This window comes from Mesorhizobium sp. WSM4810, from assembly GCF_055811235.1.
In genome coordinates this window covers 103,447-115,322 of record NZ_JBVVQV010000007.1, presented here as the reverse complement: position 1 = coordinate 115,322, position 11,876 = coordinate 103,447, and the positions used below count along the sequence as shown (strand labels likewise).

Sequence of the window (11,876 nt, the reverse complement as noted above, 5' to 3'; positions counted from 1 at the left end):
TCCTGGTGAAGGATGGAGACTCTGGCAGACTCTCTTGAGCCCCTTAGTCGGGGCTTTTAGCGGCCCGTGCCGGTATTGCAAGCGTCGTGATCGGAATCCGCCGGCTAATCTCAATAAACATGAATGGCGAGGAAAGCCGGCAACATGTCAGTCCGCCGTCAGCCCGCTTGCCCGCCAAGCCATGTGGCAAACTGGTCGATCGTCTGGTCGGCGATCGCCTGCATGGTCTCCGGCGCGACCGCAGCCCAGCCTTCGCCACCATTGACCGAGGCCGCCTTCTGCTGGCCGTTGATGCGATGCAGCCGGTTGCCTGCCGGGTCATAGACGTCCCAGACATAGATGACGGTGGTATCCTTGCCTTCCGACATCGTCGAGAAATAGCCTTTCAGCACGTGCGTCGGGGTCTGGCCGGCGCTTCCTGCCAAGGTGATGCCGCGCTGCTTGGCTCGCGTCTGAAGCTGCGCGGTCAATGGCGTCGCGGCTTCCACCGAGGCGCCGACGATCGGCGCCACCTGCAGACGGGTGCGTGCGATGACGGCGGCGCTTTTTGCCGGCAGCTCGGTTGCGGGCTGCGCAGGGGCCGAAGGCTGTGTTGTCGCGGACGGCTGGGCGGTGGTCGCAGGTGCGATGGGTGTTGCAGCCGTGCCGCTTCCGGCCGTTGGCACGGTCTGTGTCGACTGCGGGGCGATGGCCGAGGGTTCGAGAACGTCCTTCGCGTTGGTGCAGGCGGCCAGCGCCAGCGCCGCGAGCAATGACACGGTCGTCGCATGCGATCGCCTCATTTCCCTCAAAACTCCCTGGCGATGAACGCCTCTTGCATTCTTACCATTATGGATTCATTGCACAATCAAGTCGAGATCATGGCGGGACAGCGGCTTCGGCTGCGATTCAGTCGTCAGATAGGTGCGGCCAAGCGTCATTGCCGTCTCGGTTTCGGAGTCCATGATGATCATATGGGCGAACAGCGTCATGTTCGGCGCGATCGGTTCGGGATTGCCCTGATAGAACATCGGCATGTCCATCCATGATGGGGTGAAGCGGGCGCCGAGCGAATAGCCGCAGGCGTTGAGCCGGTGCTTGGTCAAATTGTGGGTTTCGAGCGTGCGGGCATGCGCGTCGAACACGTCGCCGAAGGTATTTCCGGGCGTCATCGCCTTTTCGACCGCCAGAAGTGCGGCGCGCGCAGCATCGAACAGTTCCTGGTGACGTTTCGACACTTTGCCGGTCAGCACCGTGCGCATCATCGCCGCATGGTAATGGTGGAAGGCGCCGGCCCATTCGAGCGTCAGCTGGTCATTCTTGCTCAGCTTGCGGCGGCCAGCCTTGTAACGGCAAAGCAGTGCGTCCACGCCGGAGCCGATGATGAACTCGTTGGCCGGATAGTCGCCGCCGCCGGCAAATATCGCGCCCTGCATGGCGGCAAGGATCAAGGCTTCGTCGCCACCCTGCTTGATCAGCGGCAGGGCCGCGTCCAACGCGTCGTCGGCGAGATTTGCGGCCTTTTCCACCTTGGCGATCTCGGCCGGACTCTTGAACAGGCGCAGCCGGCTGATGATGCCGGACGCGTCGGCGATCTGGCCAAAGGTCTGCAATTGCTCGTCCAGTCGCCGGCCATTGTAGGCGGTCAGGCCGTGGGTGTCGTATTCGACGCCGATGCGGGCGCCGAGCAGGTCGAGGTCGTTGAGCAAATTGCGCAGGTCGATCGCCGGATTGGCGCCGTCGCGGTCGGTCCACAGCACAATGTTGTCGATGATCGAGGTGTGGCGCGCCTGGCGCAGATCGGCCGAGCGCGTGAGCAGGATCATCGAGCCGTCCGCCTTCACCACCAGGCACTGGAAGAAGCAGAAGCCGAACGTATCGTAGCCGGTCAGCCAGTACATGCTCTCCTGTGCAAACAAAAGGACGGCATCGAGCTTCTTCTCGGCGATCTCGATCATCAGCCGATCGCGCCGCGCGTCAAATTCCGACCGTTCGAAATGCAGCGCCATTATTCTGTCTCCAAAACGATTGCCGAAATCTGCCGCCCGTAATCCGGCTCCTTGCGATGGGTGCTGCGCCGGTAGGAATAGAACAGATCCTCCTCGGCGTAGGTGCAGCGGCCGAGCCCATCGGCGATGACGCCGGCCCGGGTCAGCCGATCGACCGTATAGCGGTTGAGGTCGAACATTGCATGTCCCGGCTTCGCTGATGGCGCGAAATAGCTGATATTGTCGGCATCGGCCTCGATGAAACGAGCGATGAATTCCGGGCCGACTTCATAGTTTTCCGGGCCGATGGACGGACCGAGCACCGCAACGATGCGCTCGCGCCGGGCGCCGAGGCTTTCCATCGCCGCAATGGTGTTTTCCAGCACGCCTGACAAGGCGCCCTTCCAGCCGGCATGGGCTGCGCCGACGATTCGCGCCTCGGCATCGGCGAACAGCACCGGTCCGCAATCGGCCGTCGAGGCGCCCACCGCAATCCCCGGCCGGTCGGTGACGACGGCGTCGGCCTTCGGCCGCTCGCCGGGAAAGGGCTCCCTGGCGATGACGACATCGGGCGAATGGATCTGGTGGGCGGTCAACAGACGGCTTGATGGCACGCCCATCCAGTCGGCGACGCGGCGGCGGTTCTCGGCGACCTGCGTCTGGTCGTCGCTCGAGCCGGTGCCGATGTTGAGGCCCTGATAGATGCCGCTGGAGACGCCGCCGACGCGGGTGAAATAGCCGTGGCGAATGCCTTGCGCCCGCGCTTTCTCCAGCAAGGGCGACCGAACGGGATCCGGTTTGGACTGATTCAGCATGGCTGCGTTGTTGTCCGTGAGAGCGATTTCGTCAAGCGACAGTCGAAAGACGGCGACAGTCGGAAGGCGGGAGAGTGGGAGAGGCGGCAGTGAAAAGTCAATCCGCCGTTGCAAAGGGCGGAACGGCGATGCCGGCAGGCAGGACAGCAAGCACCTTGAACAGGTCGCCCATGGCTTGCGGGCCGGCGAGGCGTTCGACCTCACCCGCAATCTTTTCGCGAGCCGCCTCATTGGCATTGGCGCCGAGCTGGCCGGCGCGTTCGAGAAGCCCCATTTCCACCAGGAATTCGCCTTGCGTGGAGAGATGGGCATCGAGGCCATGCGCCCGCACGATCGCGGCAAGGGCGGCGAAATCGACATGGGCGGTGAGGTCGGCTTCGCCTGGATTGGCCAGCACATCTTCGTGATCGTGCTTGCGCAAGGCCTGCAACGTGTCGCCGATCCCTGGCTGGAGGTAGCCATAGTCGAGGAACAGGCCGGCGCCGCCGAGCCCGGCCAAGCGCTCGGCGATGGTCGCCATCAGCGCGGCTCGGGCCGGCGCGACCTCGACGATCGCGCCCTGTGGCGCGTTTTCGGCATCGTCTGGCAACAGTGTTGGATCGACCGAGCCGGCGCCGGCGAAGACGTGCAATTGGTCGGCGCCATCGAGGCCGATCATCCGTTCGCGCCAGCCTGTTCCGGCGCGGACGAACTGGCGGATCGGCACCGCGTCGAACAATTCGTTGCCGACGATGAAAAGCGGGGTCTGCGGCAGCGTGTCGATGCTTTCGTGCCAGCCGATCGCGGCCGGCGTGGCGACAAGCGTTTGCCTTTGGACATCGGCCAGTCGCGGACTGGTCTCGATCATGGCGAACGACGCACCGGCGGTCAGCGCCGGATCGAGCCGCGCAAGCGTGCGCAGCATGTCCTTCATCAGCGTGCCGCGGCCGGGGCCGATCTCGGCGATGGTGGCCGGCATCGGCCGGCCGGTCGCCAGCCAGGCTTCGTAGAGCCAGACGGCGATCAGCTCGCCGAACATCTGGCTGATCTCCGGCGCGGTGACGAAGTCGCCGGCAGCCCCGAACGGCTCGCGTGTCGTATAGTAGCCGTCCAGCGGATCGAACAGGCAAAGCGCCATGTAGTGGTTGACGGGGATCGGCCCCGCCGCACCGATCAGCTCGACGATGCGGGTTTTCAGCCGGGTCATACCGGCTGTGGCTGTGTTACCGCCCTAGGGCGACGTGCGTCCATTTGGACGCACAAAGTACGCCCTGGCACTTTGATTCTACGCATCGTGCTTCCCCAAAATCGATTCCGATTTTTGGGCCGATGCGGTAGCAGTCACCATCGCCCAGATGCCGGCCAGCAGCATCGGCAGCGACAGCACCATGCCCATCGTCAGCCAGTTGGTGCCGAGGAGGTAGCCGAGCTGCTGGTCGGGCTCGCGGAAGAATTCGACAAAGATGCGCGAGAGACCGTAACCGGCGATGAAGGCGCCGCCGACGAAGCGCGGCGTCTTCAGCTTGAGCCTGGAATGGGTGAAGAAGCGCAGGACCAGGAACAGCACCAGGCCTTCGAGCAGCGCCTCGTAGAGCTGGCTCGGATGGCGCGCAAATGGCCCGCCATTGGGGAATTCGACCGCCCATGGCACGTCGGTCGGCCTGCCCCAGAGTTCGGAGTTGATGAAATTCGCCATGCGGACGAGGCCAAGGCCGACCGGCACGCCGGCCGCCACCACGTCGAACAGCGACCAGGTGCGGATGCCGCGCGACCAGGAAAACAGCGTCATGGCGAGAATGACGCCGAGCAGCCCGCCATGGAACGACATGCCGCCCTGCCAGACAGCAAGGATATCAAAGGGTTGAGCGATGTAGCGCGGCAGGTCGTAAAACAGCACGTAGCCGACACGCCCGCCAAGCACCACGCCGATAGCCGCCCAGACGATGAAGTCGTCGAGATCCTCGGGCTTCATGGGCACGGTGCCGTCGGGCCAGAGCCTTGCATTGGTGACGAGCCGCTTGGCATACCACCAGGCGAAGAGAATGCCGACGATGTAGCCGACGCCATACCAATGCACCGCCAGCGGCCCGATCTGGACGATGACCGGGTCGATGTTGGGGAAGGGCAGGACGGCCAACGGCAGCATAAGATACTCGCTCAACAGGATCTCCCGGTTGCGATCACGTTCGGGCGCGGACCATGCGGCAGGGTTTTGGCCCGGTCAAGGCGACGCTGGCGCGGCAAATACGGCTTCGGGAAGCGGGCTGATCGCGCCGGTACTGCCGCCTCACAGCTTGGTCCCGGCCAATCCCTTGTATTTGGCCTCCAGGCGGTCAAGCACCTCTTCCGCAGGCTTCACCCGCCCTGCGTCGGCATCGCCGATGCCCTTGGCGAGCGCGGCGTCGCGTGCGGCAAGACGCTGGTCCAAATTCGCACTGAAAGCCATTGCAGGCCCCGTCAAAATGCTCTTTCTTGGACGGTACCAGCTATGGCTTGCGAGGTCAGGTCAAATTGCACCCGACTTGATGACGCAGCAGCCTCAACGTTCTTGCATTCCGCGTCGCGCGCCACTACGTCAAATCGAGCAAGCGAGGATTTGCCATGTCGACCGGACCGAACCGCATTCTCGATGAATTCGCCAAGCTGATGACCGACGCTGCCGGTGCCGCGCAAGGCGTGCGCCGCGAAGTGGAAACCGCCTTCAAGGGGCAGGCCGAGCGTGTTCTCAACTCGATGGACCTGGTGCAGCGCGAAGAATTCGAGGCCGCCCGCGACATGGCGGTAAAAGCCAGGGAAGAAAACACCCGTCTCGCTGCGCGCATCGAGACGCTCGAGGCGAAGCTCGCCGAACTGACCGGGCAGGCCGCGCCTGCGGCTGCGGCAAAGTCCAGGTTAAAAAAATAACGTTAAACTTTTCCACAAAGCACAATCGCAAAAAGCGCTTTGTCGTGAATCGCTTACTGGCATTGCGTGAATCTTTGTGACAGCGGCTTTCCACATGCGAATGACGCAGTGCGAAAAATTGGGCTGGTCACGCGACTCCCGATCAATAGACTGAATTTGTTGCATGATTCGGAGCAGGGTCATGCGCCGGGCGGTGGGGTCCGGTCTGGGGTCTTTGTGCGTTGACGAAGTCCCGGCCGTCCGAGTTCTAGACAAAATTGTTCGTTGTGGGTGCCCCGCCGGCCGAGGCGAAGGAACGACAGGAAGCATTCATGGAACTTCTCGAACTCGAATTCTCGCGCGAAATCCATCCGGTGGACGTTATCGAGCAGGTGGCGCACAACAACGACTGGTCCTTCGAACGGGCCGGCGACGACGAGATTTCGATTTCGGTTGCCGGAAGCTGGACCGACTACCACGTCTCATTTTCCTGGATGGAGGATTTCGAGGCGCTGCATCTGGCCTGCGCTTTCGACATCAAGGTGCCGGAGGCGCGCGCGCTCGAAGTGATGCGGCTGCTTTCGCTGATCAACGAGCAGATGCTGTTCGGCCATTTCGACCTCTGGGAGCAGGAGGGCGCGATCATGTTCCGCCAGTCGCTGCTGCTCGCCGGCGGGGTCGAGCCGTCGAGCCAGCAGGTCGAGGTGCTGTTGTCGTCGGCGCTGGAAGCCTGCGAATGCTACTTCCAGGCGTTCCAGTTCGTCGTCTGGTCGGGAACCTCGGCCAAGGATGCGCTGGCCGGCGTCCTGTTCGAGACCTACGGAAACGCCTGAGCCAGGTCCTGACCCGCCATGAGTTCGAGCAGCCAGCGCAAGCCCGAGATCAGCTTCGCCGATTTCGACCGTGTCGACATTCGCGCCGGCACGATCGTCGAGGCCGAGCCGTTTCCGGAGGCGCGCAAGCCGTCGATCAAGCTGAAGATCGATTTCGGCGCTGACATCGGGGTGAAGAAATCGTCGGCGCAGATCACCAAATACTATGCGCCCGAGACGCTGATCGGCCGGCAGGTGTTCGCGGTGGTCAATTTTCCGCCGCGGCAGATCGGCCCCTTCATGTCGGAAGTGCTGACGCTTGGCTTTCCCGACGAGGAGGGTGCGGTCGTCCTCGGTGCGATCGAACGCAGGGTGCCTGACGGCGGCCGACTGTTCTAGCTTCGTCATCCACGGGCGGAGCGGGAGCGAAGCCGACGCGCAGACTTTCCTTGGCCGCTCCAGGGGTTTGATCTCAAGAAGCGCGTGGTTTCCCCAAAAGTCGTGATCACCAGAAACCTCGGCCGCAGTATCGCGACCACGCCGAATGCCCGCGAATGAACCAAGGGTGCCCACAGGCTTGACCTGCACGTGATTGCCGTTCTCGGCGACTACATCGATTGAGTTTTCGTTGTGGGCGGCCACCCAAAACGGATTAGTCGACAGCCCAACGGCCCAGGCGTATTGTTTTGACGCGGCATCTGTCGGGCTGTGCCGCCAATTCTCGGGAGGATACGATGGTTCGACTGCTGACTGCGATTTTCGCTGTGCTTTCCCTTTGCCTCTTTTCGTGGTCGCCCGCCAACGCTGACCCCGTCGACGATCAGGTGAAAGCCGCTTACGTGGCCTGGGACGCTGCGTTCAACAAAGCAGACGCAAAGGCGGTTGCGGCGTTCTACACCGACGACGCGATCTTCTTACCCGCCACCCATGACGTCATCAAGGCACCGGACGGGGTCGAGAAATTCTTTGGCGGCCTCTTCGGCATGGGAGTGACAGGCCACAAGCTCGAACTGATCGAAGCAGGAGGTGACGGCAACCTGCTGTTTGGCACGGCGAAATGGTCGGCCAAGGGTAAAGACGCCAATGGTGCGGATCAGCCGTGGGCCGGGGTGGCAACCCACGTCTTCGAAAAGCAGGCAGATGGCAGCCTGAAACTCCGGCTGCACACCTTCAACTGATCAACGGCGTTCTCTGCTTCCGACGGGAGGGGTCCGCTACCGGGTCGCTGCCTCAGCTAGCGCAGTCACGATCCTGACGGACGCCAAGAGCTGCACCCTAGCGCAAGTAATTGAAATCGATCAGCGCCTGCGCTTCCCTGTTTTCGGCAAAGCGTTCCGGATGAACCTGTGGAGCCGCCGCCGCCTCAACCCAACAAGTTCTTCACCGAAACGGGCCGCTCGCAGGTCACGAAATGGATCCTCGGGTCTGCGCGCCGGCGTTGCCGCCGCTTCGCCCGTGGATGACGAAAGGTGGTGTCAGTTTTCGCTGGGTGCCCAGCGCCTCTCCAACCGTTTCCAGGAACATCTCCGCGCAGGCCTTCCAGCTATAGCGCATTGCCCGTTGGCGCGCTTCGGCGCGGTCGACATCGAGCGCGGCGAGCGCGGCCTCACGCAAATCATTCGATACGGCTCCGCCGACGCCGTCGCCGACAATGTCGATCGGCCCGGTCACCGGATAGGCTGCGACCGGCGTGCCGCTGGCCAGCGCCTCGATGATGACATTGCCGAACGTGTCGGTGCGGCTGGGAAAAATGAAGACATCGGCCGAGGCATAGATTTCGGCCAGTTCGTCGTTCGGGCGGTGGCCAAGGAAATGGGCATCGGGGTATCTGGCCTTGAGCCTGGCCAACTCCGGTCCCTCGCCGACGACCACCTTGCTGCCGGGCAAATCCAGGTCGAGGAAGGCGGCCAGGTTCTTTTCGATCGCGACGCGGCCGACGCAGAGGAAGATCGGTCGCTTGAGCCCCATATCCTTTTTCTTGTCCGGCCGGAAATGGTCGGTATCGACGCCGCGCGTCCATGGCCTGAGCTTGGTGAAGCCGCGCGCCGCCAGATCGTCCGCCAGCGACTGGGTGGCGACCAGCGTGCCTTGTCCTGAATTGTGGAAATCGCGAAGCCAGCGATAGGCCCAGGCTTCCGGTATTGGCAGCCGCGCGCTCAGATATTCCGGAAAGCGCGTGTGATAGCTTGTCGTGAACGGCCGGCCGGCCTTGCGGCAATAGCGCCGCGCCATGATGCCGAGCGGGCCTTCGGTGACGATATGGATATGATCGGCTTTGCGCGCTTCGATCAGGCGCGCGACGTGGCCTGGCGTCGTCAGCGCCAGCCGGATGTCCGGGTAGGTCGGCAGCGGCAAGGTGCGAAAGATGTTCGGGGTCAGGAAGTCCGTCTCGACGTCGAAGGATTTCAGGGTTTCCGAAAGCCGTTCCAGCGTGTGGACGACGCCGTTGACTTGCGGGCGCCAGGCGTCGGTGACCATCAGGATGCGCATAGCAGGCCTTTGCTTGAAAGGTCGTCGGTTTCCTTGATGCGAGGCCGCAAGGCCGAATCAATCAGGATCACGCGCTTCATGCGCGCTCTTCAGCATGGTTTCATGACGGGCCGATAAAGGCATAGCCGATGGCCGTCTACTACACCTGAAAGCACGATGCGTAAGTTCAAAGTGTTAGAGCGTGCTTTGTGCGTCCAATTGGACGCACGTCGCTCTAATCAGGCAGGAACCTTGATGACGGCGCGCAAGCCGCCGAGCGGGCTCTTGTCGAGCATGATGTCGCCGCCATGGCTGCGGGCAATGTCGCGTGCGATGGCAAGGCCAAGGCCGGTGCCGCTGGCATCGAGGTTGCGGGCTTCGTCAAGCCGCACGAAAGGCTTGAACACGTGCTCGCGCTTTTCAGGCGGAATGCCCGGACCGTCGTCGTCGATGGTGACGAGCAGCGAGCCGCGGCCGTGGTTGGCGTTGATCTCAACCGCCTTGGCATAACGGAAGGCGTTGCCGACGACATTGGACAACAGCCGGGCAAAGGCGTGGGGCCGCACATGCACATTTGGATCGCCGGCGAGCGAGGTCGACAGTTTGCGCTTGCGCAGCGTCGCCTCCTCGCCGAGCTTGTCGAAATAGGCTTCAAGGTTGAAACGGCCGGCGTCTTCCGTTGCCTCGCCGCGGGCAAAGGCGAGATAGCCTTCCAGCATCGACTGCATGTCGTCGATGTCCTGGCCGAGCGCCTCGGTGTCGGCCTTGGTCCCGGTCAGCGCAAGCTGCAGCTTGAAGCGCGTGAGGATGGTCCTCAAATCGTGACTGACGCCGCTCAGCATGGCGGTGCGCTGTTCGAGCTGGCGTTCGATGCGTTCGCGCATCTGGATGAAGGCAAAGCCGGCGCGGCGAACCTCCTCGGCACCGCGCGGACGGAAATCGAGCGGCATCGGCCGGCCCTTGCCGAAACTTTCGGCGGCCTCGGCCAGCGTCAGGATCGGCCGGATCTGGTTGCGCAGGAACGGGATGGCGATCATCAGCAGCACCAGCGAGGTGCCGACCATCCAGATCAGGAAAATGTGCGTGTTCGAGGCATAGGCCTGGCTGCGGCGCACGAAGGCGCGCAGCACCTTGCCTTCGAGCTGGACGCGGACCTCGATGATATTGGAATTGCCGACCGTATCGATCCAGAACGGACGGTTGATCTGATGGGTGATCTCGGACGAGAGAATTTCGTCGAGGATCGAGAAGAACGGCTTTGGACCGGGCGCCGGCAGCGGATCGGGCGGCAGCAAGTCGATCTTCAGCTGCATGCGATCCTGCGCGATGCGGATGATGTTGGCGTAGTCGGCGTCGTGCGGATAGGTTTCCACCAGGTCGACGATCGCGGCAATGTCGCGGACCGTGGCCTGCGACAGGCGCTGCGTCACGGTCTGCCAGTGGCGTTCCATGAAGACAAAGGCGAGGACCGATTGCAGCAGGATCATCGGCGCGATGACGATGATCAGCGAGCGGGCATAGAGCCGCTTCGGCATGTAAAGCGAAACCAGGCGCCAGAACCGTTTCCAGGCAAGCGGCACGGCCTTCAGTGCCCGCCTGGCGCGAGCGCTCAAGCCCCGATCTCCCGGCCGTTCCAGTTGCGTGGTCGCCATTCGCCCTTTTTGCTCATCCGCAGCCGCTCGACAAGGGGCTGCGGGCGGCAGTCTATTCCACGCTGAGCCGATACCCAATACCGCGCACGGTCTGCAGCCAGACCGGATTGGACGGATCGCGCTCGATCTTGCGGCGCAGCCTGTTGATCTGGACGTCGATGGTGCGCTCGCCGACTTCGGATTCGTCGCCGACAAGTTCATGACGCGGTATCGTTTCGCCGGCACGGGCCGCGAAGATCGCCAGGATCTCCTGCTCGCGGTCGGTCAGCTTCAGAGCCTCGCCGCCGCGCTTGAGCTCGCGCCGGGCGATCTGGAACGTGTAAGGCCCGAAGACCAGCTGCTCGACCTTGGGCGTCGTTGCCGGACCGCCGCGGCGCAGGATGTTGTTGATGCGCAGGATCAATTCGCGGGGATCGAAAGGCTTCGGCAGATAGTCGTCGGCGCCGGCCTCGAGCCCGGTGATCCGGCTGTCGGTCTCGGACAGCGCGGTAAGCATCAGGATCGGCACGTTCTTGGTTGCCCGCAATGCCTTGGCGAGATCGACGCCGGTTTCGCCCGGCATCATGATATCGAGCACCAGCAGATCGAAATCGAGGCCGGCGAGCTTGCGCCGCGCTTCGCCGGAATTTCCGGCAACGGTGACACGAAAGCCGTTTTCGGTCAGATATTGTTTGAGAAGATTGCGGATACGGGTATCGTCATCAATCACCAGCAGATGCGGCGCATCGTCGTCCGGTGCTGCCGGTTGATCAACCTTTTCAATGGTCTCCATGGCTTTTCCCTGACGTTTTTGCGGGCACAATGTCGATCTGCGCCCTTAGTTCCGGATTGACCATCGCTTCCAGGAAGCGCTCGATCAAGGCGCGTTCGGTGGCTCCGGAATCTTCCAATGCAGCATGGATGCGGCGTGACTGTGGCCGTGCCAGCGCCAGCGCCAGGGCGCGGCCCTTAGCTGTCGGATAGAGCTCGCGCTGGCGGCGGTCGCGCGGACCCTGCAACTGGACGATGTGGTCGGTGTCGATCAGTTGCTTGAGCACGCGCGCCAGGCTCTGCTTGGTGATCTTCAGCACGTCGAGGAGTTCGGCGACCGTCAGGCCCGGCCTGCGATTGACGAAATGCAGAACCCGGTGATGGGCGCGGCCGAAACCATAGTCGGACAGGATCTGGTCCGGATCGGAGGTAAAATCGCGATAGGCGAAGAAGAACAGTTCGATGATGGCAAAGTCGATGCCGTCCTCGTCGGTGATCGCCGTCCTGATCGGTTTTCCGGCTGGGTGGCTGCGATCCGTCATCATTTCT

At 62.8% G+C, this 11,876-nt stretch carries 14 protein-coding genes; 4 read left to right on the top strand and 10 right to left on the bottom strand.

What is annotated here, in order from left to right; genetic code table 11:
* Positions 1-158 precede the first annotated feature (158 nt).
* From AC0L3O_RS13110 to AC0L3O_RS13085, 6 genes are all read right to left on the bottom strand, one after another.
* A complete protein-coding gene (locus AC0L3O_RS13110) occupies positions 159-782 on the bottom strand; it encodes a hypothetical protein (protein ID WP_473535073.1) in 624 nt (207 codons plus the stop codon).
* 54 nt (positions 783-836) lie between these two features.
* Entirely contained in the window at positions 837-1,988 is a 1,152-nt protein-coding gene (locus AC0L3O_RS13105) for a M24 family metallopeptidase (protein ID WP_473615761.1), read from the bottom strand.
* Positions 1,988-2,782 carry a peptidoglycan editing factor PgeF gene (pgeF, locus tag AC0L3O_RS13100; protein ID WP_473535072.1) on the bottom strand — a complete coding sequence of 265 codons (795 nt, stop codon included), beginning with the start codon at positions 2,780-2,782 and terminating at the stop codon, positions 1,988-1,990. Before pgeF ends, AC0L3O_RS13105 begins: the two co-directional genes overlap by 1 nt.
* Before the next feature lie 97 nt (positions 2,783-2,879).
* Complete coding sequence (locus AC0L3O_RS13095; RefSeq protein ID WP_287238955.1) at positions 2,880-3,968, bottom strand: class I SAM-dependent methyltransferase; 1,089 nt, start codon at positions 3,966-3,968, stop codon at positions 2,880-2,882.
* 78 nt (positions 3,969-4,046) lie between these two features.
* The gene (lgt, locus tag AC0L3O_RS13090) at positions 4,047-4,922 is read right to left on the bottom strand and encodes a prolipoprotein diacylglyceryl transferase (RefSeq protein WP_287171591.1); all 876 of its coding nucleotides are present in this window, start codon (positions 4,920-4,922) and stop codon (positions 4,047-4,049) included.
* A gap of 126 nt (positions 4,923-5,048) precedes the next feature.
* Entirely contained in the window at positions 5,049-5,207 is a 159-nt protein-coding gene (locus AC0L3O_RS13085) for a hypothetical protein (RefSeq protein WP_023799884.1), read from the bottom strand.
* Positions 5,208-5,362: 155 nt separating this feature from the next.
* On the opposite strand from AC0L3O_RS13085, the gene AC0L3O_RS13080 reads away from it, so the two are divergent.
* The 4 genes from AC0L3O_RS13080 (at position 5,363) to AC0L3O_RS13065 (ending at position 7,634) form a co-directional block, all read left to right on the top strand.
* Complete coding sequence (locus AC0L3O_RS13080) at positions 5,363-5,665, top strand: accessory factor UbiK family protein (protein ID WP_287230744.1); 303 nt, start codon at positions 5,363-5,365, stop codon at positions 5,663-5,665.
* 311 nt (positions 5,666-5,976) lie between these two features.
* Entirely contained in the window at positions 5,977-6,477 is a 501-nt protein-coding gene (locus AC0L3O_RS13075; RefSeq protein ID WP_006202532.1) for a type III secretion system chaperone family protein, read from the top strand.
* A gap of 18 nt (positions 6,478-6,495) precedes the next feature.
* A complete protein-coding gene (locus AC0L3O_RS13070) occupies positions 6,496-6,855 on the top strand; it encodes a tRNA-binding protein (protein ID WP_027151061.1) in 360 nt (119 codons plus the stop codon).
* A gap of 335 nt (positions 6,856-7,190) precedes the next feature.
* On the top strand, positions 7,191-7,634 hold the full coding sequence (locus AC0L3O_RS13065; protein WP_023799881.1) for a YybH family protein: 444 nt from the start codon (positions 7,191-7,193) through the stop codon (positions 7,632-7,634).
* 226 nt (positions 7,635-7,860) lie between these two features.
* Here the strand turns inward: AC0L3O_RS13065 and AC0L3O_RS13060 are convergent, their stop codons facing one another.
* The 4 genes from AC0L3O_RS13060 to AC0L3O_RS13045 all read right to left on the bottom strand — a co-directional run bounded on the left by AC0L3O_RS13060 (position 7,861) and on the right by AC0L3O_RS13045 (position 11,869).
* A complete protein-coding gene (locus AC0L3O_RS13060; RefSeq protein WP_473475491.1) occupies positions 7,861-8,946 on the bottom strand; it encodes a glycosyltransferase family 4 protein in 1,086 nt (361 codons plus the stop codon).
* Between the two features lie 218 nt (positions 8,947-9,164).
* Positions 9,165-10,577: an ATP-binding protein gene (locus AC0L3O_RS13055; RefSeq protein ID WP_473475490.1), complete on the bottom strand. Its 1,413-nt coding sequence runs from the start codon at positions 10,575-10,577 to the stop codon at positions 9,165-9,167.
* A 52-nt stretch (positions 10,578-10,629) separates the two neighbouring features.
* The gene (locus AC0L3O_RS13050; protein ID WP_023799877.1) at positions 10,630-11,349 is read right to left on the bottom strand and encodes a response regulator; all 720 of its coding nucleotides are present in this window, start codon (positions 11,347-11,349) and stop codon (positions 10,630-10,632) included.
* Positions 11,336-11,869, bottom strand: a complete 534-nt coding sequence (locus tag AC0L3O_RS13045; protein WP_031255243.1) for a MarR family winged helix-turn-helix transcriptional regulator — start codon at positions 11,867-11,869, stop codon at positions 11,336-11,338. The genes AC0L3O_RS13050 and AC0L3O_RS13045 overlap by 14 nt, the downstream gene beginning before the upstream one ends.
* Between the last annotated feature and the right edge of the window lie 7 nt (positions 11,870-11,876).